Source organism: Pleionea mediterranea (genome assembly GCF_003148745.1).
In the GTDB taxonomy this organism is placed as follows: domain Bacteria; phylum Pseudomonadota; class Gammaproteobacteria; order Enterobacterales; family Kangiellaceae; genus Pleionea; species Pleionea mediterranea.
In genome coordinates, this window is the sequence record NZ_QGGU01000011.1 from 42,880 (window position 1) to 69,217 (window position 26,338).

At 43.2% G+C, this 26,338-nt stretch carries 27 protein-coding genes; 16 read left to right on the plus strand and 11 right to left on the minus strand.

Translation table 11 applies throughout. From position 1 onward, the window contains the following. Positions 1-38: 38 nt before the first annotated feature. The 3 genes from C8D97_RS14630 to C8D97_RS14640 form a co-directional block, all read right to left on the minus strand. Positions 39-1,223 (minus strand): FHA domain-containing protein, encoded by a 1,185-nt coding sequence (locus C8D97_RS14630; RefSeq protein ID WP_109764543.1) that lies wholly within the window; start codon positions 1,221-1,223, stop codon positions 39-41. A gap of 164 nt (positions 1,224-1,387) precedes the next feature. After that, the gene (locus C8D97_RS14635; protein WP_109764544.1) at positions 1,388-2,650 is read right to left on the minus strand and encodes a DUF819 family protein; all 1,263 of its coding nucleotides are present in this window, start codon (positions 2,648-2,650) and stop codon (positions 1,388-1,390) included. Positions 2,651-2,801: 151 nt separating this feature from the next. Next, positions 2,802-3,272 (minus strand): Mpo1 family 2-hydroxy fatty acid dioxygenase, encoded by a 471-nt coding sequence (locus C8D97_RS14640; protein ID WP_109764545.1) that lies wholly within the window; start codon positions 3,270-3,272, stop codon positions 2,802-2,804. Between the two features lie 78 nt (positions 3,273-3,350). Here C8D97_RS14640 and C8D97_RS14645 point away from each other — a divergent pair, with 78 nt between their 5' ends. The 6 genes from C8D97_RS14645 to C8D97_RS14670 all read left to right on the plus strand — a co-directional run bounded on the left by C8D97_RS14645 (position 3,351) and on the right by C8D97_RS14670 (position 8,077). Then, positions 3,351-4,127, plus strand: a complete 777-nt coding sequence (locus C8D97_RS14645) for an SAM hydrolase/SAM-dependent halogenase family protein (RefSeq protein WP_109764546.1) — start codon at positions 3,351-3,353, stop codon at positions 4,125-4,127. A gap of 114 nt (positions 4,128-4,241) precedes the next feature. Next, positions 4,242-4,799: an RNA polymerase sigma factor gene (locus tag C8D97_RS14650; protein ID WP_109764547.1), complete on the plus strand. Its 558-nt coding sequence runs from the start codon at positions 4,242-4,244 to the stop codon at positions 4,797-4,799. Next, the gene (locus C8D97_RS14655; RefSeq protein WP_109764548.1) at positions 4,789-5,451 is read left to right on the plus strand and encodes an anti-sigma factor; all 663 of its coding nucleotides are present in this window, start codon (positions 4,789-4,791) and stop codon (positions 5,449-5,451) included. The genes C8D97_RS14650 and C8D97_RS14655 overlap by 11 nt, the downstream gene beginning before the upstream one ends. Before the next feature lie 63 nt (positions 5,452-5,514). Next, complete coding sequence (locus tag C8D97_RS14660) at positions 5,515-6,396, plus strand: hypothetical protein (protein ID WP_109764549.1); 882 nt, start codon at positions 5,515-5,517, stop codon at positions 6,394-6,396. 247 nt (positions 6,397-6,643) lie between these two features. Next, entirely contained in the window at positions 6,644-7,117 is a 474-nt protein-coding gene (locus C8D97_RS14665) for a peroxiredoxin (protein WP_109764550.1), read from the plus strand. Positions 7,118-7,231: 114 nt separating this feature from the next. Further along, complete coding sequence (locus C8D97_RS14670) at positions 7,232-8,077, plus strand: MBL fold metallo-hydrolase (RefSeq protein ID WP_109764551.1); 846 nt, start codon at positions 7,232-7,234, stop codon at positions 8,075-8,077. Between the two features lie 141 nt (positions 8,078-8,218). On the opposite strand, the gene C8D97_RS14675 is transcribed toward C8D97_RS14670, so the two are convergent. Beyond that, positions 8,219-9,511 (minus strand): metal-dependent hydrolase family protein, encoded by a 1,293-nt coding sequence (locus C8D97_RS14675; RefSeq protein ID WP_245411466.1) that lies wholly within the window; start codon positions 9,509-9,511, stop codon positions 8,219-8,221. A 361-nt stretch (positions 9,512-9,872) separates the two neighbouring features. On the opposite strand from C8D97_RS14675, the gene thrA reads away from it, so the two are divergent. Then, positions 9,873-12,344 carry a bifunctional aspartate kinase/homoserine dehydrogenase I gene (gene thrA / locus C8D97_RS14680; protein WP_109764552.1) on the plus strand — a complete coding sequence of 824 codons (2,472 nt, stop codon included), beginning with the start codon at positions 9,873-9,875 and terminating at the stop codon, positions 12,342-12,344. Between the two features lie 218 nt (positions 12,345-12,562). Next, positions 12,563-13,501: a homoserine kinase gene (gene thrB, locus C8D97_RS14685; protein WP_109764553.1), complete on the plus strand. Its 939-nt coding sequence runs from the start codon at positions 12,563-12,565 to the stop codon at positions 13,499-13,501. 427 nt (positions 13,502-13,928) lie between these two features. Here the strand turns inward: thrB and C8D97_RS14690 are convergent, their stop codons facing one another. The 3 genes from C8D97_RS14690 to speD all read right to left on the minus strand — a co-directional run bounded on the left by C8D97_RS14690 (position 13,929) and on the right by speD (position 16,921). Further along, complete coding sequence (locus tag C8D97_RS14690; protein WP_109764554.1) at positions 13,929-14,915, minus strand: alpha/beta hydrolase; 987 nt, start codon at positions 14,913-14,915, stop codon at positions 13,929-13,931. A 154-nt stretch (positions 14,916-15,069) separates the two neighbouring features. After that, a complete protein-coding gene (locus C8D97_RS14695) occupies positions 15,070-15,729 on the minus strand; it encodes a DUF2306 domain-containing protein (protein WP_109764555.1) in 660 nt (219 codons plus the stop codon). 391 nt (positions 15,730-16,120) lie between these two features. Continuing rightward, entirely contained in the window at positions 16,121-16,921 is an 801-nt protein-coding gene (speD, locus tag C8D97_RS14700; RefSeq protein ID WP_109764556.1) for an adenosylmethionine decarboxylase, read from the minus strand. Positions 16,922-17,207: 286 nt separating this feature from the next. Between speD and C8D97_RS14705 the strand changes: the two genes are divergently transcribed. Continuing rightward, positions 17,208-17,414, plus strand: a complete 207-nt coding sequence (locus C8D97_RS14705) for a DUF3185 family protein (protein WP_109764557.1) — start codon at positions 17,208-17,210, stop codon at positions 17,412-17,414. 18 nt (positions 17,415-17,432) lie between these two features. Here the strand turns inward: C8D97_RS14705 and C8D97_RS14710 are convergent, their stop codons facing one another. Then, positions 17,433-18,275, minus strand: coding sequence for a fructosamine kinase family protein (locus tag C8D97_RS14710; protein ID WP_109764558.1), 843 nt, complete (start codon positions 18,273-18,275; stop codon positions 17,433-17,435). 420 nt (positions 18,276-18,695) lie between these two features. On the opposite strand from C8D97_RS14710, the gene C8D97_RS14715 reads away from it, so the two are divergent. From C8D97_RS14715 to C8D97_RS18525, 7 genes are all read left to right on the plus strand, one after another. After that, a complete protein-coding gene (locus C8D97_RS14715) occupies positions 18,696-20,387 on the plus strand; it encodes an amidohydrolase (protein ID WP_109764559.1) in 1,692 nt (563 codons plus the stop codon). Between the two features lie 203 nt (positions 20,388-20,590). Continuing rightward, entirely contained in the window at positions 20,591-20,872 is a 282-nt protein-coding gene (locus tag C8D97_RS14720) for a peptidylprolyl isomerase (protein WP_109764560.1), read from the plus strand. Positions 20,873-21,124: 252 nt separating this feature from the next. Beyond that, positions 21,125-21,415, plus strand: a complete 291-nt coding sequence (locus C8D97_RS14725; RefSeq protein ID WP_109764561.1) for a DUF1244 domain-containing protein — start codon at positions 21,125-21,127, stop codon at positions 21,413-21,415. Between the two features lie 45 nt (positions 21,416-21,460). Continuing rightward, positions 21,461-21,976 carry a MarR family winged helix-turn-helix transcriptional regulator gene (locus C8D97_RS14730; protein ID WP_109764562.1) on the plus strand — a complete coding sequence of 172 codons (516 nt, stop codon included), beginning with the start codon at positions 21,461-21,463 and terminating at the stop codon, positions 21,974-21,976. Between the two features lie 13 nt (positions 21,977-21,989). Then, positions 21,990-22,373 (plus strand): MerR family transcriptional regulator, encoded by a 384-nt coding sequence (locus tag C8D97_RS14735; RefSeq protein WP_109764563.1) that lies wholly within the window; start codon positions 21,990-21,992, stop codon positions 22,371-22,373. A gap of 59 nt (positions 22,374-22,432) precedes the next feature. Next, positions 22,433-22,810 (plus strand): organomercurial transporter MerC, encoded by a 378-nt coding sequence (gene merC / locus C8D97_RS14740; RefSeq protein WP_109764564.1) that lies wholly within the window; start codon positions 22,433-22,435, stop codon positions 22,808-22,810. Between the two features lie 11 nt (positions 22,811-22,821). Next, positions 22,822-23,040, plus strand: a complete 219-nt coding sequence (locus C8D97_RS18525; RefSeq protein WP_109764565.1) for a GDCCVxC domain-containing (seleno)protein — start codon at positions 22,822-22,824, stop codon at positions 23,038-23,040. Between the two features lie 119 nt (positions 23,041-23,159). Here the strand turns inward: C8D97_RS18525 and C8D97_RS14750 are convergent, their stop codons facing one another. The 3 genes from C8D97_RS14750 to gdhA are packed head-to-tail and all read right to left on the minus strand — an operon-like array spanning position 23,160 to position 26,304. Next, positions 23,160-23,867, minus strand: coding sequence for a gamma-glutamyl-gamma-aminobutyrate hydrolase family protein (locus tag C8D97_RS14750; RefSeq protein WP_109764566.1), 708 nt, complete (start codon positions 23,865-23,867; stop codon positions 23,160-23,162). Positions 23,868-23,903: 36 nt separating this feature from the next. After that, the gene (locus tag C8D97_RS14755) at positions 23,904-24,911 is read right to left on the minus strand and encodes an amidoligase family protein (protein WP_109764567.1); all 1,008 of its coding nucleotides are present in this window, start codon (positions 24,909-24,911) and stop codon (positions 23,904-23,906) included. 37 nt (positions 24,912-24,948) lie between these two features. Beyond that, a complete protein-coding gene (gdhA, locus tag C8D97_RS14760) occupies positions 24,949-26,304 on the minus strand; it encodes an NADP-specific glutamate dehydrogenase (protein ID WP_109764568.1) in 1,356 nt (451 codons plus the stop codon). Positions 26,305-26,338: the final 34 nt, after the last annotated feature.

The window sequence follows — 26,338 nt, forward strand, 5'->3', positions numbered from 1 at the left end:
GTTGATAGAATAACAACTGCGAATTATTCGTACGTCTGTTATTGATTAAAAAACGCCAACAATAAAATTAGCGCAGCACCAAATACCGCAACAGCTACAGCAACTTTTGCCAAATCGAAAGTGCCTTCTGTGTCTTCCAGATAAATACTACGGGGCGACTTTCCTTCGCATTGAAACAGCAAATTCATACCACCAATGGTCACTTCATCACCATCCACCAAGGTTGAGCGGGTTGTCATGCGACCATTCACCAATAAGCCATTCGCCGCACCGTTGTTTTTTATACTCCAGAATCGACCTTTCTTATAGATTTCGATATGCCGCGCTGACACGCTGGTTTCTTCACGAGATAGGTGATGGCCAAGCATACGACCAATCGGCGAACCGCTGGAAATTACCTCGTATACTTTGCCTTTGATGGACGACGACTTGCCGTGAAAAAAAGCACGTTCTAACGCCTGTCGCTCATCAATCATTTCAATACTGGCCGGGGTTGGGTATTTAGCTGTAGACTTTTTACTGCTTAACATTTCCTGCTGAGTATTACGGATTGAGGTATGAAAATTCTGTTGCTCGTTATCCGTTGCTTCACCAGCAAATATCACTTTGAAACAAAACTCATCCACCCTGACTTCGTCGCCATTATTTAATTCGGTTTCTGCCAGCTTGTCGCCATTTATATAAGTGCCGTTCGATGATCCCAAATCTTTTATCAACAATCGATTCCCTTCCTGACGTACCTGTGCGTGCTTACGTGAGATATGGGGCATGGGAATGGCAATGTCGCAAGTGGTATCACGGCCTATGGTCAACGTTTTATTAACCGGAAATAACTGGCCGGAAAAAGGAGCCGTTTGTGCCTGAATTAACCAGTCGCTTAACACTTCTCGAACTTGAGTTGCGTGAGACGCGGTGGATTTACGAGGACTTCGATTCAGTAGTGGATCAATCAGCTCCATTTCCATTTCGCCAATTTTAATAATATCCCAGGCTTTAAGTTCGATATTAATGGCGATCAGCTGACCGTTTACAAAGGAGCTTTTAGAGGATGCTTTATGAACAAACTCAATGAGGTTGTCTCGAATCAGTAGCTCCGCATGGTGAGGCGCTACCTGACTCGAGTTAATCACGATATCGCAAGAGGGATCACTGCCAATGGTGATCAAAGAATCTACCAGCCAGCGATCAGGTCGCGACTTATCTTTGAACTGCAGTTTCAACATCCGATTGTTTCCTCTTTATTTATTTCAGGTAATCGTCCTATTCCATACCTGAAATAGCTCAAAATGTTTCTGTTTATCAAGAAGCCATCTCAAAAATAGCGAACCAATGTAAGACAAGGCAAATTTTCAGATAGCTTCTAGTTAATTATAACGGTAATAAAAAATTAGCCAACTGGTGCGGCCATTTGCATTAAAACACCACAGAGCCAGGCTGCGTAAGTTCCCAAAGCATAACCGAGAACCGCCAGTAATACACCTACCGGTGCTAAAGCTGGGTGAAATGCCGAAGCCACTACTGGCGCAGAGGCCGCCCCACCCACATTAGCCTGACTGCCAACCGCAATAAAGAAGGTAGGCGCTTTAATTAATTTTGCCACTAACAGCAACAGACCAGCGTGAATACTGATCCATATCAGGCCAACGATAAAGATTTGCCAATGATTGACAACTGCGGTGATATCCATTTTCATGCCAATGGACGCCACCAATATATAAATAAATACAGACCCCATTTTTGACGCGCCTGCCGCTTCCAGAGATTTCACCCGGGTAAAGGACAGCACCAGTCCGGTCGTCGTAGCCACCACCATAAGCCAGAAGAACTGACTAGTGAGACTGAATTTATCAAGCTGTGGGAAATTGGTAGCCACCCAGGGTGCAATAGCGTCAGCCAATAAATGAGCCAGACCGGTTGCCCCCAGTGCCACTGCAAGCATCAACATAAAATCTGGCAGCAAGGGCATTCTGGCATGTTCACGTTGAAATTTTTCCACCTGCTTTTTAACGTCTTCGATGGCCGATGCGTCAGCGCCCCGCTTTTCATCCAACTCTTTAGATTTGCCCGCCATCACCAACAAAATGGCCATCCAGATATTCGCAACAATGATATCCACCGCAATCATGGATGGAAAAATATCATCCGATACTTCCCACATTTCGTACATGGCCGCCTGATTGGCTCCACCACCAATCCAACTACCGGCAATGGTGGTCATTCCGCGCCAAATTTCATTGGGGTGTGCGCCGCCAACAGTTTCAGGGCTCACCACTGACACCAGTAAAATCGCAATTGGCCCACCAATAACAATGCCAAGAGTACCGGTTAAAAACATAATGATGGCCTTGGGCCCAAGCTTTTTAATTTTGTTGAGATCGATACTAAGTGTTAGCAACACCAGGCTGGCAGGTAATAAAAATCGTGAAACCACATAATAGATTTGCGAATGTTCGCCAGAAATCACACCAAATGAATTGAATATTGATGGGATCAGATAACACATCAACAGCGCTGGAACGTATTTATAAAACTTACTCCAGGCACCTGTTTTCAAATTAGAGGTATAAAAAACAAACCCAAGGCTCAGAGCCAGAATTCCAAGAGTGACACCTTCGCTGGTGACTAACGCGCTAGATTGTTCTAATGACATAGTCTTCTTTTACACTTTTATTGGTTTTATTCGAACTGACACGCCTGATTGATTCAGTGGCGATTATTGTTATTAATGAGCTTGTATGACCTTAGAGTTTTTGGATGACAGAGTTTATATGTCACAGATTTACGCTTAACTTTACGTAGCATCAAGCAAACCGGATCCCCAGTTTTTTGTAAATAAACCCCATCAGCCATGCCGGGCCAACCAGTAAAAACAACATATCTTTAAAAAACGACGGCTTTTTACCTTCAATTTTATGGCCAATAAACTGCAACACCCAGGCGACTATAAAAATAGCCAGACCTAAAATCCACGGCTCCAACGGAACATATCGCTCAACCGCATAAGTGGCCATTAATACCAAAACCGAAAAGATCAGCATCCCAACACTGAGAGATAATGACGTTGCCACATAAAACACCATGACCAATATCAACGCCAAAGTTGCCCAGTTATAAGCAACTCCTGCTGGAAACCATTCTGGCACCGGGATCGACCAGAGTAACAATGCCACACTCCAGAATATGGCAGGTACACACCACCAGTGGATCAATTTGTTGGTCGGATTTTGATGGCTTTCACCGTATTCGGCCAGCCATTCAGATGCTGTCTTCATCAACCACCTCTTATCAAAGGATTGATTCTACTATACCACCGAGCTATAACATAAAAAAGCGACTAAAATGAGTGACCTATGACAAATATCATTACCCTGCTCAGCGATTTTGGCAGCCAGGATGGCTACACGGCAGCCATGCTTGGTTACCTGCATACCCACGCACCAACTCATAAACTGCAGGAGGTGTCGCACAATATAGAACCTCAGAACATCTGGCAGGCAGCTATGGCGCTTAAGCGCTATTCGCGGCATTTTCCGGCCAATACCATTCATCTGGTGGTGGTGGATCCGGGAGTCGGATCGGAGCGTCAGGCGATAGCCTTAAAATGTGACGACCATTGGTTGGTAGGCCCTAATAATGGTGTTTTGTCCCTCGCCAGCCAACAATACCGCTCGGTCACTGCCTATGCGTTAAAAAATAATACCCCATGGTGGCAAAAACATCACAGCTTCGATGGGCTGGCGCTATTTGCTCCAGCCAGTGCCAGGCTTGCGACACATCCAGAACAATTGCTGGAATTTGCCGGTGCTATCGAAAACTATCATCAACTGACGTTTCCCACACCGGAACTGATTGGCGATCATCTGGTTGGGCAAATCATTACTTTCGATCGCTTTGGAAATGCCATTACCAACATCGAAAAAGCCGACATTCCCCATCAATCGGATCTAATCGCACAATGCCAGCAACAGCAATTTCCACTGCGGCCATTTTATTGCGATGCATCAGCCGATGGGCGATTATCTCTGATAAACGCTGACAATCTACTGGAACTGGCGCTGTATCAAAGTTCGTTGCAACAGAATATGTCCCTTGAAGTAGGCGACAGTGTCAGTGTTCGCATAAAATAGAGCAATCCTTATCATCCACATTGTTTCCATGGAAAATAAACCGCAGGTAAAGCAAACTATTTGCCAACCCTCACCGACTAAGGCTGTAACAGAAATAAACAATGATGCTTTGCCATGTTATTTAATGACACCGATCAACAATTAATCGATAAGGCTCTCGACGGTTCAGAGCGAGCCTGGGTTAAGTTGGTTCGTCGATACGAGAAAAAAGTCTACAACTATTGTTTACGATTGAGTGGTTCCAACAATGAAGCCATGGATCTGATGCAAGAAGTGTTTCTGGCGGTATATCGAAACTTGCCCAACTTTCGTGGTCAGAGCAAATTTTTGACCTGGTTGTTTCGAATCGCTTCTAACAAGTCTACCGACTGGTTACGAAGCCGTCACAGGATCCCGACCCATCAGGCATCGGAATATGAGCCGGAACATGGCAGCACTCAACAGTCACCGATGCACCATGTGCAACAAGCGCAATCCAATTCAAGCATTATGCAGTCGTTATCACAGTTAAGTGATGAACAACGTCTGGTGGTGGAACTGAAGTTTTTTCAACACTTCACCTTTGATGAAATTGCCATGCAAACTGGCATTTCATCCAACACGGCAAAAACACGATTATACGCAGCCCTTAAAAAACTCAAAGGGCAACTGGAGGTACAAAATGTCATGTAATCATTCACTGGTTGATCAATATTTATTTGAATACATGGACAACACATTAGAACCATCTCTTTGCCGGGCGTTTGAGCAAAGTATTGATACTTGCGATCACTGTCGCGATTTATATTACAGCGCACTTAATACGCAAAAGATGCAACAAAATTGGCAGGAACAAACACCACCCGACTGGCACCGAACACGATTTGCCGCAGCCGGTAGAAAACCCGCCAGATTCAACTGGTTTAATGGATTGTCACTGGCATCCTCTACCCTGGCCATTTTACTGGTGTTGTTTCGTGTTGAATTTATTTCCACCGGCAGTGGCTTCACCGTCAGCTTTGGCGGCTCGGGCACTCAGCAGGAAGTTGCGCAACTGGTGGATGAAAAATTTAATCAGCTGGCCCAGCGACAAATCAGCTACATCGACAACCGCTTCGAAGAACAGAAACTGCAACAAGTGAGTGATAATCAGCAGATGCTCAATACCTTAATGTTGCATAACCGCCAGGAGCGTCGGCAAGACTTAAACTCGCTTATGGCCAGTTGGTTACAGCAACGGGACATCGATCAGAATAATTTGAACCAACGGGTTGATTATATCGTCGACAATCAAATCGAAAATAATCAATACCTTAATCAGGTTTTAAAAGTTTCAAATGAGTAGAGGTTTAACTCATATAAATCAGATTTTAATTTTAAACAGTAAAGGTTTTTTGGAGAAGTTATTATGAAGATTAAATCATTATTCGCAGGACTGCTTGTTAGCGCAGCAACCTTTAGTTATGCCGCAAATTATGACGATATAAATAAAGACATGCGCATCATGAAAAAAATTATTGAAACCTCCATTAGTGGCAACAACCACTACAGCACTCGAGTCGAAGCTATGTACCTCGCAAAACAAGGTATGGTATTCACCATTCATTCCAGCGGCGCTTTTCATATACCGGCACCCGACGGTGACTGGGAAGCCTGGGGACAAGCCATCGGCGCTAATACACTGTCCATAGTGCAAGAAGCCATTCCTGCCATGGCACCTATTTTACCCCCCGAAGCCATGGCAGAAATGGAAGCTGAAATTGCCCAGGGCATGGCGGATCTTGACGGTGAGCGCTCTGAAGTAGCCGCTGAAATTGCCGAAGAGCTTCGCTACATGCGTGAGCAAATGAGAGATAATAAAGAAGAGTACCGGGACAACTTACGAGAAATCCGTGAGCTGGAACGAGAAAAATACCGCGCCGAAAAAGATCGCCGTGAAGCCATTGAACAAAAACGCAAAGAGCTGGAAAAACGTATCGAAAAGAACAAAGCAAAAATGGATACATACAACGAAAAAATGCAAGAGTATCGTAACGCTCGTCAAAAACGCAGCAAAGAAAAGCGTATGGCCATTATCAACGAAACCATAGGCGCCATTTGTGATTACAATGCTTCATTAAAATCACTTGACAGTAATGAACATGTTACGGTTATTTTTAATAAATTCAGCGAGTCCAATAAAAAAGATGACCGTGTTTATGTGTTTGACAAGTCTGACTTAAGCGACTGTGATTCCGATGACGACGGCATTAAAGACTTACTAAAACAGGCCATCAGTTACGACTTATAACCCATACAATATTTAAGTAACTCTCTTCCCTGGAAACACACTTTCACCTGCTCTTAACCGGAGCAGGTGTTTTTAATTTCAGGATAATATAAATAGCTATTATTATGAGAGTATTTATTCAAATAAATTCCGCTGATATACACTTGCATCAATCTTCGCCAACAAAGCACTATCCAATACAAACTCTCTGCCTTACAATAAAGTAGAACTTCACGATTGACTAAAATCTCAAACATAAGGAATCATTATGATTAATGTTGGCGATAAACTCCCTTCTGTCAGTTTCCAACTGCTCACCAGCGATGGTGCCAGCAACCCAACCACCGACGATTTGTTCGCAGGTAAAAAAGTTGTCTTATTTGCCGTACCGGGTGCTTTCACCCCAACTTGCTCCGAATCACACTTACCGGGCTTTGTGGTAAATGCCGATAAAATTAAGGCAAAAGGCGTCGATAGTATTATCTGTTTATCGGTGAATGACTCTTTTGTTATGAATGCCTGGGGCAAAAATAGTAACGCAGAAGACATTATTATGCTCGCCGATGGCGGTGCTGCTTTTACCAAAGCCATTGGACTAGAAATGGATACCGGTGATTTTGGTGGTGTTCGTTCACAACGATACGCCATGATTGTTGAAGATGGCGTTGTCAAACAACTAAATGTTGAAAAGCCAAAGCAGTTTGAAGCCAGTACTGCAGAAGCGATTTTGCAGCAGTTATAAGCGAAAATTTCGTTTAAGTAAAAAATGTTATCAAGCTTTATGCCTATCACATAAAACAGTTCTTTTTATGTGATAGGTAATTTCATTTCAACTCTTATCTGAAGGAAACGGTTAATGAATAAATGGCTTATCATTATTGCTAGTTTCTACATCTCTACACTTTTTTCTCATGAACGTAAATCAGGACTGCATCCCTCTGCCCAATACCTCGGCAATGAAGCGGTAATGATTACAACCGATCAACACAAGCTGTTATTCGATCCTTTCTTTCATAAAACCTTTGGTATTTATCAGGCGGTTCCCGACTCAATACGGCAATCGATGATGGATGGTAAAGCGCCTTATAACAATGTTGACTTTATGTTTATCAGCCATGCTCATGATGATCATTTTTCGGCGCAGGATGTATTAACCTATTTAACGCAACATAAACACGTAAAGCTGTTTGCCCCCCGTCAGGCCGTTAATCAGTTGACTTCACTTAAACCCGATAAGACCATTAAGGATCGGTTGTTTTCCATTTCACTTCTGCCGGAAACCATTGCCTGGAAAAAAACGATTGATAACACACTGATAGAAGCGGTTCGCATACCCCATGCAGGATGGCCAGCCAGAGCAGATGTGGAAAATCTGGTGTTTCGTGTAACTGATAATAGTAGTGACAATAAAAAGGTAACCGTAATGCACATGGGTGATGCCGATCCTAACCCGAAGCATTTTTTAACTCATAAAAATCACTGGCAAAAAAGAAAAACCAGCACTGCCTTTCCTCCCTACTGGTTTATGCTGTCCAGAGAAGGTCTACACATCTTAAATAATATCATTAACAGTCATCATAATGTTGGTATTCATGTTCCGGTAAAGGTGCCCGAAAATCTTAAACAAAGCGGTTATGATTATTTTTCAAAACCGGGAGAACAGCAGGAAATTCATTTTGATAGTCCGGAACAACCTGAGTGACTTTCTAAGTCAAACTATGACAAACTAAGTCAAATAACGTTTATAAAATCATAATATTAAATCAACTATCCATTTACTCTAGCCAATAAAAAAGGGCGCTAACTCCATCATTAGCGCTCTTTCCAGCAGTTTTAACAATGATTATTCTTTGTGTACTTTGCCGTCTTTCATAACAAAGGAGACATTTTCCATCACTTTTATATTGCTCAGTGGATCACCTTTTACTGCAATAATATCCGCAACCTTTCCTTTCGCAATACTGCCCAGTTTATTATCAATTCTTAATAACTTGGCGCTTTCCATGGTGGCCGACTGAATCGCTTCCATCGCTGGCATACCCGCTTCCACCATATAAGCAAACTCGCGACCGTTTAAACCGTGCGGAAACACACCGGCATCGGTTCCGTAAGCAATCTTGACGCCTTTTTTATAAGCCTTGGCAAAGGTCTTTTGTATTTGAGGGCCAACAGCGCGTGCTTTTGGTTGCACAACCGCTGGATAACCGTCCGCTTTTTCCGCCACCCATTTTCCTGCGGTAATGGTAGGTACATAATAGGTGCCATGTTTTTTCATTAGCCTCATGGCTTCGTCATCCATATAGGTGCCATGTTCGACAGAATGCACTCCGGCTTTAATAGCACGCTTCATTCCTTCGGCGCCATGGGCATGAACCGCCACCACAAAATCATAATCTTTCGCAGCCTCCATCACGGCTTCAAGTTCACCATTGGTAAACTGCGGGTTTTCACCACTTTTCGCCAAACTGAGTACACCACCAGTCACCGTCAGCTTGATCACATCAGCGCCCTCTTTATAACGCTGACGAACGGCTTTAAGAGCATCGGCTCGACCATTGATGACGCCTTCTTTCGGCCCCGGATCTTTCATTAGTTTATAATTTAATCCATTGGTTGGGTCCGCATGGCCGCCAGTGGTGGCAATACTTTTTCCGGCGTTAAACATACGTGGGCCCGGGATCATACCGCTGTTAATGGCCTTCGACAGCTCTCGCGTCACACGGGGATCACTGCCCAAATCTCTGACGGTGGTAAAGCCTGCCTGTAATGTTTTTTGTGCATTGACGGTGGCTTTAATGGCAAAGTAAGACTCATCGTGAAAAAACTCTTCGGTATAAGACTCGGGAGTCACATCCGTCATCAGGTGAGTGTGCATATCCATTAATCCGGGCATCACTACCGAATCTTTTAAATCAATAATATTATCGCCGGAAACATAGCCCGGCTTTACATCAACGATTTGCTTGCCTTCGATTATAATCGACTGCTTTTCGAGCACTTTACCCCGTTCCGTATCAATCAACTTACCAGCATGAATGACTTTTTTTGCCATCTCTTGTGTAATCTCTGCTGCAACCTCTTGTGCAAAGACAGGTAAACAGCTGATCATTAGCAAGCCTGTTAAAATATGTTTCACAACTCCGCCCTCTATTTTCTATGACATTTAAATCTTGGTTAAAACTGATTCTTTATTAACGCTTAATTATTCAATTTAAGCTCGCTTTTTATACTTGTATAACCGCCAAAGTTAACAGCTTCTCGACCCGCACTATAACCAACCTGAAAAATATATGCCATTGAGCTATAAAACTTAATTGAAATCATTTGTTAACCAATGCACTCTAGACTTATTAGTACTCTAATTAACCCCTTTGCCACAGCAATAATTTCGAAACGTACCCGGTTAACTTTGTATAAATCGAATACCGATAGAAATCCAGTGGCGATATACCCTTCCCAAACAATGGGACAGCTCGACATTAAGGAGACAATCGTTCATGAAAGTGCTGAAATTTGGCGGCTCTTCACTCAAACCTTTGCAGGCATTTATTGAGTGCTGCAATATTACCCGACAGCAGTGCGCGGATGAAACCTCCGTCACCGTTGTATCGGCACTGGGTGGTGTCACCAATCGTTTACAAACAGCACTGAACAACGCTTTGACAGGCGAGAATACAATTGTCGAACTGGAATCGATAACAGAGCAGCATCAACAACGGCTGGAACAATTACACAAAACGCTGGATAACTTTGAGCATCAAGCTTGTCAGCAAACGCTTGTTGAGCAATTGAATCGACTGGAGCAATTATTAACCGGTGTGCAACTTGTAAAAGATGCCAGCTTGTCGACCCGATGCCGGATTCTGGCAATGGGTGAGCGTTTATCATCGATTCTGTTTTACTACGCGGCCAAGGCAATCGACAGCCGCGACATAACATTACTCGACAGTGCCAATCTGATAAAAACCATCAGTGGTGTACAGCCCTCCGACTATCTTGAGGCCAGTTTTGATGAAGACGCCTGTCACCGGTTGATAAAGCCACTTAGCAAAACTGAGCAGCCCACTCATTACATTGCCGCGGGATTTGTCTCCTCCAATGAAGAAGGTGAAATTACTCTGCTTGGCAGAAATGGCTCTGATTTATCCGCCGCAATTTATGCCGCCGCCTTATCGGCTGATGAACTGCAAATATGGAGCGACGTTGAAGGTATTTATAATGCCGATCCAAATCGTGTTTCTCGGGCACAGGTGATTGAGCAACTGAGTTATCAGGAGGCCATGGAACTGTCATTTTTTGGTGCCAAGGTATTGCATCCCAAAACCATTGCGCCGATTGCCAGCTACCGAATTCCAACGCGGATCAAAAATACCTTTAAGCCGGATGATGCCGGCACCTTGATCACAAGCAGCAGTAACCCGCGAGAATTTCCATTGGCAGGCATTACCATGCTTGATGATCTCGCCATGCTGACGTTATCAGGCGTTGACTTAAAAGGACACGCGGGGCTCGCCGAACGTGTGTTTCAATGCATTTCGCGAGAAGGTGTGTCGATCATTTTGATCTCACAATCTTCATCGGAATACGCCATTTCATTTTGTGTTAATCAGTCTGATGTGTCACGGGCAAAGCGTGCGCTTAATCGTGAGTTTGCTCTGGAAATGAAACATCATCAGGTTGATCCGGTGGATGTGCGAGAGTCCTTATCCTCCATTACCGTGGTTGGCGATCATATGAAACAAACCCACGGCATAGCCGCAAAACTTTTTTCAGCGTTAGCCGCCGCCAATGTCAATATTGTGGCGATTGCTCAGGACTCATCGGAGCGATCCATTTCGGCAGTGATCCGCCAGGCAAAATCAAAAGTGGCGCTGAATAAAACCTATGAATACTTTTTTCAATGCCCACGAGTTATTTCTGCGGTGCTTTATGGTGTGGGCACCATTGGCGACGAACTTTTGTCGCAAATTAAACAACAGCAAAACTGGCTATTACAACAACGTATTGATTTACGGGTGATTGCCATCGCCAACTCGAAACAATTGCTCTGGCACAGCGATGGCATTTCGCTCGATAACTGGCGGCTTGAACTCGATAACGCATCGACACCCTCCAGCATTGAACAGCTGCAATCTTTAATCACTCAGGAACGCCCACTGAATCCTGTGTTTATTGACTGCACCAGTAATGATCAACTGGCCGAATGTTACCCGGCGTTATTTGAACAGGGTTTGCATATTGTTGCGGCCAACAAAAAAGCCAATACGCTTTCTCATAATTATTATTTAACATTACGAGAAAAAGCACAGCAGTCATTAAAACAATTCGCTTACGAAACCAATGTGGGTGCCGGCCTGCCGGTCATTGCCAATATTCAGAATCAGGTGAGAAGTGGTGACTCGCTGTTGTCCTTCGATGGTATTTTATCGGGATCACTGTCTTATATTATGGGCAAGCTCGACGATGGTTTAAGTTTTTCTCAAGCGGTGTTAGAAGCCAAACAGAAAGGCTTTACCGAACCGGATCCAAGAGATGATCTTTCCGGCATGGACGTAGCTCGTAAACTGCTGATTATTGCCCGTGAATTTGGTGCCACTCAGGAACTGACTGATATTGAAATTGAACCATTAATCAGTGATGAGCTAAATGATGCAAAAACAATTGATGACTTTTTGCAAAGGCTGCCAGAAATGGACACTGTCTTTGAAGAAAAAATCAAACAGGCAAAACAGCAACAAAAAGTATTGCGACTGGCGGGCGTTATTAATGATCAAGGGAAAATGGCGGTGCAGTTGCTCGCCGTAGACGCAAGCCACCCCCTTTACTCCATTCGCGATGGTGAGAATGCGTTTTCCTTTACCACTGCACGATACCATCCTGTACCGCTGGTGATCCGTGGCTATGGTGCCGGTGCCGATGTTACCGCAGCCGGTGTATTTGGTGATATTTTAAAAACCGTCGTCGCATAACGCTTATTGTTTGAAAGTTTATTTAATAGTTTTAGATAATAGTATTCCAATAATGCAGTGATTGATTTAAAGAATACCCATTATCATCTATGCTTACGATTAATAGTAAGCATAGACTGATCTTTTATATCCTGTCTTTATGAAGCTGATGCTAAACTCAATAAACTCTCAGCAACAATTGTAATAGACTCGGTACACTTAAATATGGCTTTGCACCTATGAAACAAATAAAAGTATTTGCACCCGCTTCCATCGGCAACTTTATCGTTGGCTTTGATGTATTGGGCGCTTGCCTGCATACTTCTGATCGAGTACTGGGCGATGAGCTAACCATAAGCGACAAATCACCAGCCGGATATACTGCGGTTGGAGAGTTCGCTTACAAGTTGCCAGAAGACAAAGAAAATCTGGTTATAAAAACCGCCGCATTTTTTAATCAAAAACTGACCGTCAAACCACAAAAGCTAACCTTTGAATTATCCAAAAACTTACCCATTGGTAGTGGGCTCGGCTCCAGCTCATCGTCCATAGTGGCCACTTTATTTGGTTTAAATGAATGGTATAAAAAACCCTTTACACAGCAACAACTGCTGGAATGGTCGGCGATTATTGAAGGCAGCAATTCCGGAAGCGTGCATTACGATAATGTCGCACCCAGTCTGTTGGGTGGTTTGCAATTAATTTGCGAGCAACTGCCGTCACCCTCTTCATCCATTCCATTTTTTGACTCACTGCATTTTGCACTGTGTTTCCCGGATATAGAAATCACCACAAAAAGCGCACGAGAAATATTACCCAAGTCATTGCCTTTAAAAAATGCCATTAATCTACAAGCGCAACTGGCAGCCTTTATTGCCAGCTGTTATCAAAATGATTTACCAACAGCGCTGGCACTACTGCACGACAATGAATTAACCTCATCACGCCAGGGTTTAATAAAAAATTATCATAGGGCACAAAAAAACGCCCTTGAAATGGGCGCGTTTACCTTTTCAATATCCGGTTCAGGGCCTACCTGCTTTGCAATTTGTGATACTCAAGCAAAAGCCGAACAGGTATCCCAACAAATGCTGGAAGATTTAAAACAAGGTGAACATGCATTTGCCTGCACAGCACAACTGGATAAAGAGGGAGCGAAAGTGGTTGCCTCAGATTAGTAGCTTTGATACTGACCGTCGTTTAATTAGATACCGTTTAGTTTTTTTAACAAAAAACTCGCATCTATTAACACATCCACTTGTAGGGTTTGCACGTGTTTTTGTGCGAACCAATAATACACATAATAAAACCAACTAGCTCACACTAATAATTACAACCGGTGCGCAAAATGCGCACCCTACTGATGTCCTCGATCACGGTTATCACATGCTAAAAAGCGTTTTCGTACTGGATACCTGTGGGTCTGGGCATTAGGTGAGTATAGAACGAATTTTAATTCGCCACATTCAACACTAAACTACACCACAAAACTCTCTGAATACTTCATATAGTATAAGGCCTTTTTCGCATAGAAACTCCAGAGTAAAAAAACTACGGTGCAACTGTTCAATAACAAGTTCAAACCTTAGTTTTAAACATCTATACTCACTTGCCTGTTGCTTTGCGTGTTGGCCAAGATGAAGGCAACTGAGAAATTTCCTCACGCCATAAGAAACTGATTCCACTGATGATAACATCTGGTAATACAGTGTAATGATCTTTACCAGCAAAAATTCTGGTATTGAGATCTAACGAAGGATAGTGACGCGCAGTAAGAGTACGTGAGAGCCGAGCGGTGGATTCTAGATTGCCAGAAATGGCGACAAAATATTCCTCAGCCTCTTTTTCGCCTACGCCCAGAAAAACCTTTGCCTTAAGATCGTCGTGAGACTCCGCGTATTTAGCTTCGGCCACAAACACCGCGCCTTTAACACCCTCAAGATAAGGACTTCCAATGATCATCTTCTGAAATGCTTCCGCCCGTGTGAATAGGCTGTACGCCGCAAACATTCCCCCTGCAGAATGACCAAATAAAGCATGCTCTCCAGAGAAACGATACTCGCTTGCTAATTTAGGACGGAGTTCTTCTACAAGCAAATTAAGAAAAGCCTCTGCTTTGTGAGGAAACTCAGGGATCGGTGCCAAAGAAGACCAACGCTCTCCTGCTAACCCCGGTGGAGCATAGCCTTTTCCGGGGGGAGAAAAATCAATCACACGTCTGCCTACACCTGCCAGCCCTTCCTCTGGCGGACTTCCAATGCCTACCACAATCATCTCGGGAGCCAGATTACCCAACACCAACACATCAAGTAATCCGACGATTGAACGCATAATCAGTGGCGAGTCCGGTACCCACAACACAGGATAAGTTCGTTCAGGCTGAACTCTATAGCTAGCTGGTAAAGCAACCGTCACTTGATGCTCATAGGAAAATGCTTTCGATTGAAAACTGTTCGATGGAAGGATTTCCATGTTTGCACGTGCACCAGGGATAGTCGCGAGTTGCGGATTGGCCTGTGCAAGCATTGGAATAACAGCGATACTCACTAAACCTAGAACAATAAAAAGTCGATACGTTAACAGTGATTTCATATTTTTTCCCTTGAAAATTTATGGTTAACAGCGTTAATACAAACCGTGACAGAGAGTGGTTTGATGTTTGATAATCTTGTTACTTTTAAACTTATCTTTATTAGGTCTTGATAAAGAATGATTGATAATTTTTGTGCAGCGAAAATCATATCTTTTAACGACTTTGCTTAAAAGAAAAATATTGGACCCGAAAAATCCAGTAAACCATTAAAATAATCACAGCAATCACTGGCATCAATAATATTAAGAAATGACGAAGAAACTCTGGAATTAATTGTGACTGACCCAGGAAAAAAGAAACGGTTGCAATTAATAAAGCAAAACCCATGCGCCATAGATGCCTGAGTAATCTGTGTTTTCCCTTGGCACTTCCCCAAATAATTGCTCTTAGATCCAGCAAAGTGGCAATCAGTGCGACAGAGCCAAACACAACAGCAACCTGAGCAGGCTTTCCATCAATTTGCCCATCGGGAGTATTTAACCCTTCAATTCCAATAGTAATCCCTGACAATCCCACAACACCACCAAAAACTAACATAATGATATTGAAGTATCGTATTTTCAAACTAGTGCGCTGAACAGAAAGGTAAGCCGTTAACACCAGATAAAATGTCAATGCCCCCGCAATCACACTAAGCTGGCTCGAATTCAGTGCAGCAATGACAGCCCCAGTTGCTGACATCAATAACATTGATACAACAAACGCTAATCCGCTTCTTTTATGTATGCTGGAACCTTTAAGAGCATAAAAGGCAACCGCCCCAGAAATCAGTCCTACTGTTCCTGTGGCAATATGTATGAATGTAATCAACATTTATTTACTTCCTGTAAGAATCACAAAAGAGATTATTACAACGTAACTTCACGAGTATATGTATGTTCATGTGTATCAATTTATTTCAATTTCATTGGAACATATATGAATTAAATAGCTCCATCCTGTTTTATATAGACAGGTAATCTTTAACTAACCAGTCTTCTGTGCGCAAAATGCGCACCCTACAAAAGAGTAATCCATGTAGGGTTTGCACGTATTTTTGTGCGAACCAATAGCACCCATGCCTGAACTAAAAGACTTAGGTAATATACTTTATATTTTTAACTTATAGTTGAAGTTGATTTGATTGCACTGAAAACATCAATATCATTCTTGACTTTAAACGTTATTAAAGCCATTCCCTCGGCTTAATTTAATTCAAAAACAATCAGTCTTTATCAGGCATGTTTTTCGAGTAGAAAATTTCGGCCATTTCTTTTTCGACGCGATTTCGAATACGATTTAATTCTTTTTCGGGAAATTCTTCTGCGCCTGATCCAAACAGGTATTCATCCACATCAATGCTTTTACGGATCATTTTGGTATGAAACGTATTTTCCTGATAAACATTAACATCAATCATCTGGTAAGCATTTTCGGTGTCTTCCGACACATAGTTTTGGATCGAGTTAATTTCGTGATCGATATAATGCTTGGTGCCATCAACATCACGAGTAAACCCTCGCACGCGATAGTCCATAATTACAATGTCGGAATCAAAGCTGTGGATCAGATAGTTCAACGCTTTTAGTGGCGAAATAACCCCGCAGGTTGAAACATCGATATCGGCTCTGAAGGTACTGATGCCACCATCGGGATGGCTTTCTGGGTAGGTGTGAACCGTAATATGACTTTTATCCAGATGCCCCACCACTGACTCAGGTAGAGGCCCCGGAGTTTCGTCCAGTTGATCTTCTTTCGGCTCAATTTCATGTTCGGCAATAAGCATGGTGACAGACGCACCATGAGGATCATAATCTTGCCGCGATACATTAAGCACATGAGCACCGATTATTTCGGTAACGTCTGTTAAAATTTTGGTTAATCGTTCAGCGTTGTACTGCTCATCAATGTATTCGATATATTCGTGACGATGTTCCGCTGTTTTGGCGTAATTAATGTCGTAAATATTGAAGCTGAGCGATTTGGTGAGGTTGTTAAACCCATGAAGTTTAAGCTTTTTTTCCATTCAGATGGCGTACCTTGTGTTCATCGTTAATTGTCGCGCCCTATTTTAATAGAAAGCTCATGTTTTTTATACGAATAATTGATCCGCATGCCCGCTTGTGGCGTAGTCTTAGATATAACTCTGGCCATAAACTGGCTTGGCATTCAACACAATAACTAACATAGCTAACCACCCATTAAGCAATGCGGTTTGCCATCTGTGGTTAAAGCATTAAGATAGAACATGCATTTATCCGATGCATCCAACGGGTGTATTGCTGACAACCAATAAAAATAGAGAGACACTAATGAATAATAAAATCATCTCGATTGTCCTGTTAATTGCCGGGCTTGCCTTACTTTACTGGGGCTACAACATGAGTCAGGCGGCAACTGAGCAAATTAAAGAAGCTTTTACCGGCTCATTTTCTGATAAGGCCACCCTGTTAATGATTGGCGGTGGTGTACTGGCATTGGTTGGCCTGTTAAAACTGGGCTTTGGCAAAAAAGCTTAAATCTAAAAATTATCTAATCTAAAAGCCGTATCGCCCTATTACTCGTTGCACAGCGCTCTGGTATTGCCCGCCAAATAAATTTAAATGATTTAATAAATGGTAGAGGTTGTACAGCTCAGCCCTGTCTTGCCAGTCGGACGCTATATCGCTCTGTTCGGCATAGCGATCATAGAAGCTTGCCGAAAAGCCGCCAAACAGTAACGTCATGGCCATATCCGCCTCGGCCATGCCAAAGTAACAGGCCGGATCAATCAACTTGGCGCCCGCCGTGGTTGCCATAACATTGCCAGACCAGAGATCGCCGTGCAGTAATACCGGCGGCTGTTTTGGGAGCCAGCGATGGAGTTGCCCGGCAATCCGCTCGATTGCCATTAAATTTTTACCGGATAACAAACCCGCATTCAGCGCTAACTTCGCCTGATACAGCAAACGTTGCTCAGCAAAAAATTCAATGCCACATGAGTATTCAGGATTCGGTTGTGGTGTCGCGCCGCAATAATTGTCGCAGTCAAAACCAAATGAATGGCCTTTGTATTGATGCATTAATGCCAGCTGATCCGCTAATGACTGCCAAAAACTTTCATCTGAAGACGCTGGTGTTAACCACTCCAGCACCAGCGCCTCATCACAATAATGCAAAACATCGGGCGCAAAATTGGAAACTGTCTGGTTAATGGCGGTTAATCCACTCGCTTCAGCGTCAAACATGGCACAAGTTTCATTGATTTTTACAAACACAGTTTGGCCGCTGGCGAGTCGCACACAATAGGCCTGGTTAATACAGCCGCCACTAACCGGCTCAATCTGCAGCACCTTGCTGCTCAACTGCGTTTCAAGCCAGTTTCTAATCGATGATTTCATAAACGACTTAACCTGTATTGGTTGCCATGATTTTGCGTCATAACCTTTAACCGATAACCTTTAACCGATGACTTTTACGATCATGATTTTTACGATGATTATTTTTACGATCATTAATAGAGCGCTATTTAATTGATTGGTTTAACCGTGTTCATTAAAAGCTATCACGCTATACAACCCACCGATAGCCCCATTGCTCTAACCTGACACAGCAGCTATAGCTCGTAGATGACAGCCCTGTACAAACTCGATAAACTGAGCGCATTATTTTTAACGCTTTTAATCACCGTTGTTTTATCTAGCTAAGTATTTAACAGGTTATTTACCAATAAATATTTTTTACCAGTTATAAATTTAAAGAGTTATAACGATTAATTTATCAAATCATTCACTTTCACAACAAATTGATGGAACACAACAATGACAGAAACAAAACGTTCTATTTTTATAACCCTACTGACAAGCCTGTCGCTGACACTGTTTGCAACCGCAAGCTTTGCCAAAGCGACGCTGATCCACAATGTACAAGGCTACACCCTTACGGGCAAACCGGGTAATGACGCCAAGCTGCTGACATTTCAGGCGATGGTATTCGACAATGGCAAGGTGCTCTATGTGGGCGACAAAACAACTGCTTCCGAGCGCTTTCCTGATGCCACGACCATAGACGGTAAAGGCAAAACCCTATTGCCGGGCTTAACCGATGCTCATGGCCATATTTTAGGGCTGGGGCAAGGTTTATCCACGGTGGATCTTCGTGGGGCAGAGTCTGAGCAGGAAGCCGTCGATCGCGTCGTGGCTTACGCCAAAGCCAATCCAAAGCAAAAATGGATCATTGGTCGCGGCTGGAATCAGGTACTGTGGCCCGATAAAAGTTTTCCAACTCATCGCAGCCTCGACAAAATTAAACTCAACCGTCCCATTGTATTAAGCCGTGTAGACGGTCATGCCGTATGGGTTAATGGCAAAGCCATGGCGCTGGCCGGCATCAATGACAAAACTCCGGATCCCGATGGTGGCCAGATCATTCGCGATGATAATGGCAAAGCCACCGGCGTATTAATTGATACCGCCGAAACACTGGTGACCAGTAAAATTCCGGCGCCAACGCAACTGGAAAACAACTTCGCACTCGATAAAGCCTTCAGTCATTTGTTGAGTCTGGGTATCACCAGTGCCCACGATGCCGGCATCGGGCAAGATATTTATCAGCTGTACCAGACCCGACAACAGGAAGATCGATTGCCGATGCGTGTTTACGCCATGCTCGATGGCAGCTCATCGAAACTGACGGACTGGTTAAACGCCGGAAAAATTGCCGATCCACAGGATAAACTGTCCATTCGCAGCGTTAAGCTGTATTCCGATGGCGCTCTGGGCAGCCGCGGTGCCGCAATGATCAAACCTTATTCCGATCAAAAAGATCACAAGGGACTGCTGGTTACCAAACCCGCCGTACTGGACGATAAAGTGCTGGAGATCTTATCCGCCGGTTTTCAGGCAAACATTCACGCCATTGGCGATCGCGGTAACCGCATCGTGTTAAACGCCATTGAGCAAGCCTATAAAAAAGATTTGGGCAAAGGTTTGCGTCACCGGATTGAGCATACTCAGGTGGTGGCACTGGAAGACTTACAGAAAATCAAACAACTGGACTTGATTGCTTCCATGCAGCCCACCCACGCCACCAGCGATATGAATATGGCCGAAGATCGCGTTGGCCCGCATCGCATTAAAGGCGCCTACGCCTGGCGAACCCTGCTCGATCAGGGCACCATCATTGCTTCTGGCTCAGATTTTCCGGTTGAACTGGCCAACCCGTTTCATGGCATACACGCCGCTGTAACACGTCAAAATCACCAGAACCAACCACCCGGTGGCTGGAAGCCGGAGCAGAAAATGACATTAATCGAAGCGCTGCGCAGTTTTACGCTGGATGCCGCCTACGCCGCCCACCAGGAAGATACCTTAGGCTCACTGGAACCCGGCAAATGGGCTGACTTTATTCTGGTGGATCAGGATATCTTTAAGTTAGATCCCAGCAAGCTCTGGCAGGTTAATGTTGAACAAACCTGGGTTGCCGGTGAAAAACAATTTCAAAAAGCGTTATAATATCGCCTGACTATACAGGCTCGACACTCGTCCTCAGTACAGGTGACAACAACGAAGCCAGTGCAAGGTTAACCAGACAGCGCAATTCACAGCCGTGATACTGGCGCTTCTGGTAGTGATTAACTGGCTTTAACATCACTGGTTACTGAGGCAACTGCTTATCTGGGTCATTATTTTTCAAACATTTTTTCAGGAGATAAACTATGGTACGCGCTACTGCCCGTCATCTATTGGTCGACAGTGAAGACAAATGCAACGACATTAAGCAACAAATTGAGCAAGGCGCCGATTTTGCCGACATGGCAAAAGAACACTCAAGCTGCCCATCTGGTCGCAGTGGCGGTGATCTGGGTGAGTTTGGTCGTGGCCAGATGGTTAAAGAATTTGATGAGGTGGTATTCACCGCACCGGTCAATACCGTACAAGGTCCGGTAAAAACTCAGTTTGGTTACCACTTGCTGGAAGTAACCAACCGTACCGAATAAGATTGGTTGCGTTTCAAGTTATTCATTGAAATAAAGCAAGGGGATGTACGGGTACAGAGTTATCTGATTCATTTTATAAAATCAGCGTACGTCCCAATTTATGAAAGCGTTCATCTTTTAACAATTAAATTAAGCTCTTAACAATTGAACTGTTACATTTTGTTTTAACCAATCGAATACGCAATTGCTTTCACAAGCCGTTTACTCATTCATCAATCAACTATCAGCCCATCACAACGAGAAAACATCCTTATGAATCATCAAACCGATATTGAAGCCGCCGTTTTTCGACGTTTACTTAAACACCTGGATGACAACAAAGATGTACAAAATATTGATCTGATGATCCTGGCCGACTTTTGTCGCAACTGTTTATCAAAATGGATGGTTGCCGAAGCAGAAGCACGCGGCGTTGAATTAAGTTACGAACAGGCACGCGAAAAAGTTTACGGTATGCCTTATGAAGAATGGAAACAACAGTATCAAACCAAAGCCACACCGGAACAATTAGCGGCACTAGAAGCCCGACAGAAAAGCAAGTGATCACTAGAAGCCATTGAAAAAATAACAACGAGACCGCCTGTCATCATGGAAAAATACGAAGAACTGCTTATTTCATTACGCCGGATCATTCGCTCGATTGATCTGCATTCAAAAAAGCTTAATAAAACCAGTGGCATGACAGGTCCACAATTACTGGTGCTTCAGGAAGTTTATAAAGAACGGGGGATCACCGCCAAACGCATCGCAGAAAACGTAAACTTAAGTCAGGGCACCATTACCACCATTTTAGATAAGCTCGAAAGCCGCGATCTGGTCAATCGCATTCGAAGCGAAACCGATCGTCGCCGCGTGTCATTATTTCTCACTGAAAAAGGCAGCCTGTTATTAGAAAAAGCCCCAAAGCCAATGCAGGAAGAATTTATCGAACGATTTAAAAATCTCGATGAGTGGGAGCAGAATTTATTATTGTCATCATTTAGCCGTGTCGCACAGATGATGGACGCCAGTAAAATAGATGCCGCACCGCTGCTTGAAATTGGCACCATTGTTGACCCGGTGAAAAAAGTGGATGTTGATAAAAAGTCGGATAAACCAGCCTAAACTTTTATAACCTATGAAAACCATCGGAGCCGTTGCCAAATACCTAAATATCAATACGGAAACCATCCGCTTTTATCAGCGAGAAGGATTGATTCAACAACCTCAAAAGCCCGCCTCCGGCTATCGACAATACAGCCCATCTGACATAAATAGACTGCAATTTATCCTCAATGCAAAATCTCTTGGTTTTACCTTGAAGGAAATAAAATCATTGTTAACACTCAGTCAAAACTGTGACGACATAGAATCACTTAGCCGGTCAAAGCTAGCGGTTATTCAACATAAAATTCAGCAGCTAAAAAAGCTCGAATCCGTTATTCAAGAATTAACCCGATCATGCCAGAGTAATACTGATAAAACTCGCTGCCCAATCATTGAATCGCTAACCAATCCTTGACTCCGTACCCAGGTACGGAGTTTATACTGTTTGCATTAGCATATTTAACGGTATAAAAAATGGTTAACAAACTGGTAGATAAACTTGGTATTTTTGGTGTATGGCTAGCGGCTTTAAGCTGTACGGCCTGCTTTCCTGCTCTGGGTACTGTTGCTTCACTGTTGGGTTTAGGATTTTTATCGTCACTTGAAGGTATTGCGATTAATTACCTATTACCAATACTTGCATTAGTTGTACTGCTTGCTAACAGTTTAAGCTGGTATAACAACCGACAACATATACGAGGCGTACTGGGAGTTTCAGGACCGCTCGCAATATTAACCACACTTTACCTGTTCTGGTCTGCACACTGGAGTACCTATCTGTTTTATCTTGGTCTATCTCTGATGTTGTTAACCAGTATTATTGATATGTATAGATGGTTTAACAAAACTTGAAACCAAGAATAATGAATTCGATTAATTTAAATTCTACAATTACTTGCCCACTGTGTAAGCATCAAAAAGAAGAGCATATGCCAACGAATGCTTGTCAGTGGTTTTATCAATGTGAGGGATGCGGTGAATTACTAAAGCCGCTAAAAGGTGACTGTTGTGTCTTTTGCTCTTACGGAACAACCAAGTGCCCACCTATTCAATTAGGTGATTCATGCTGCAATCAGAAATAAAATTCATCACCGTTTGATAACTGGTAAACCGGTCATATCATTCGAATTGCCATGCCTCCTGAACTAAAATAATCCTTGGGTCAGGAATAGTGATATATTTTTTTGCTTTCTCGCACTGTCTATTGTTTTAACGCTTTCTCCTGTTGCAAAACAATATTGTCACGCACTGCTTTTGCAAAACACTTAAAAATATCCCGCTGTGAAGAAATATAAGGCAGGTATTCAGGGTGCCACTGCACACCAACAATAAAACGATCTTGCCGTTCAATGGCCTGAATAAATCCATCGGCATCCTTTGCGGTAACCACCAACCCTTCACCTAAACTTTTAACCGCCTGATTATGCAAACTGTTTACCGTAAGCGTTTGCGGGGTTACACAGTCGGCCAGCCGACTGTCTTGTTCAAGTTCCACACTCTTTATCGGAAAAGCCGTGTATTTATTTGGCGTTAATTTTCTTTCTGGCCTTATGTCGGCATGTAACGTTCCTTTTAGCACAACATTTAGCAGTTGCGCGCCACGGCAAATGCCCAAAATAGGAATATTTTCTGGCAAATAGGCTTTTAACATATCCATTTCAAGTTGATCACGGGCAGGATCATATCGACTGGCTTCGTTTTCCGGATCACCATAGTGGGTAGGATGAATGTCATCACCACCACTGATGATGAGGCCATCTATTTTTTGATCAACTTTTGGGCCATCAGGGTAACGATATACTGCTCTTAAACCGGCCAACGCAAGATTAAAACGAATTGCCCACCACCCCACGGGAAAGCGTTTTTTAGGTCCGGTAACCGCTATTAAAGGCTTTTTATTATCGCTCATCCACTCAGTCGCTTTTTGTCTCTATTATTGTTTCAATTATTGAGCCAAAAGCTCATCACAACGTTTCACCCATTTACTGTCAATTGATCGGGTCAGTCGTTGCAAGTCTTCTGAAAACTCATTAACCAACTGATCGAGTAACTTTTTATTATTAGCCACTCGCTCAACCTGCAACCAATAACTCCAGGGTATGTCGAGGTTCCAGTCCTGATTATCAATATCACAATTGGGTAATCGATAGTGAAAGGTAGGACGAGACTTAATCAGGTGTTGATCTTTAAGACCTTTAACACATTCAGCATCGATATGGGCAAACAGAGGCAATAAGTCGAGGCTGCGATTGCGCGTTGGGTTAAACTCAATATAGTCAGCGATCAATTCTGACATACTGGGTTTATAATTATCGTCAATAATTTTAACGATATAATCTTTTTTAAACGAGTCGATATAAGGCGTAATGCGACGCACCACATCAATTTGTTCCTTGTCGTATATCCAGTCATACAAACATATGTAGGCTTTTAAGTGATTAAGTATATTGTCTGCGCTGAGTTCGGATAATTCCGGATTAATATGCAATCCAAACGCATATCGTGCCGCGTGCCGCGTGCCGAGCGCACCATGGTTTCTTAAACTTTCAACCAGATCACCAAGTTTATATAAGTGACTAACCTTAATCGGTGGACTCACTACTTCCCAGGGCACCAGTTGCTCCGCTGTAAACTTAAGCAGGTTTTCAGCCATTTCGATAACGGTATTATCCAGTACAGCATCTTCTGGTTTTGGATCATCCGTTTTACTAACCATTTTTTGCAACAACTGTGCATCCAGCTCCAAAATAAAGCCGCCAACATCAGTGTCTTTAATTTGATAATTAAACACCGATTGTTTAACAGCTTTGCCATTAAAATGCTCGGTGATGGATTCAATGATTTGTTTTGGCTCCACACCGGAAAACTCCAGCTCGACACCAACGGTTCGCTCTTCGCCATCAAAGTTATTAACTTTTTCAGGTAACCAATCTTTTTTATCGTTAAACTTCACAGGAAATCCTTGCGTAACACTCAATTGATAAAAGCGTTTAAATTAAACCAGAAAAATAAAGCGCTTGTGATAACTTATCAAACGCTGCCAGATTAGCACCCCGTCGATAATCAATCACTTTGCCACCATCACCATAATCGACACAAGTATCGTGTATGGTCTTCATAATTTCTTTTAACTTGGTATCCACTTCTGACGACTCCCAGCTAACCCTCGAACGGTTTTGACTGATTTCAAGTCCGGACACTGCGACACCACCAGCATTAACCGCTTTGCTGGGGCCCATCACAACATCGTTGTCTTCAAAATATTCGATAGCCTCTTTGGTGCAGGGCATATTGGCTGCTTCTATTATCATCTTGCATTCGCCTTCGACCAAAACTTTAGCATCATCAATATCAAGCTCATTTTGAGTGGCGCAAGCAAAAGCGATATCCGGTTTTAATCCCCAGGGTTTTTCGCCTTTTTTAAAATCGCAATTGATGTTATCCAGTTCCGACATGCGGACACGATTTTCATGGGCTTCAATAATTGAATCCAGCTCATCGGCAGTGATGCCCTCTTCGAACACACAAGTGCCATCACTGTTCGATAAACTGATTACTTTTGCATCCATCTCAATTAACTTTTTTGCAGTAAACAGAGCAACATTTCCTGCACCAGACAATGCACAACGTTTTCCTTTTAAAGAGTCATCAATTTCATCGAGCATATGTACGGTAAAATAAACAGCACCATAACCGGTAGCTTCTTCCCGAATGCAGGAGCCACCAAATACCGGGTGCTTACCGGTCAACACCCCTCTAAATTTATTATTGATCGATTTATACTGGTGAAACATGTAGCCAATTTCACGAGTACCCACACCAATATCACCGGCAGGCACATCGGTATCAGGGCCAATATGATGAGACAATTGAGTCATAAACGCCTGACAAAAGCGCCGAATTTCAGACTCGCTACGATTTTTTATATCAAAATCGGCACCGCCTTTGGCTCCGCCCATAGGCAAACCGGTCAATCCATTTTTAAAGGTCTGCTCAAACGCCAAAAACATTAAAGTATCGATTTTGGTATCCGCTGAAAATCGCAAGCCGCCTTTGTAAGGGCCCAGCGCATTATTAAATTGAACGCGATAACCGTGATTGCATTGAAACGCGCCATCATCGTCTTCCCAGTCCACTCGAAAACGAATGACCCGATCCGGTTCGGTTAAAATTCGAAAGGCCTTCCAGTAAGAGTCATCACTTTTTTTCTTCAAAAAATCAAACACATCACGACCAACCTCCTCAACCGCCTGAGCAAACTCCGGCATGTTGGGATAATGCCCCTCAAGATGATCGATCACCTGTTCGAATTGATTTTTTGAATGACTCTTTTTAGATGATGCCATTAAGTAACACTCCTAAAGCGTCAAAGCCTTGATT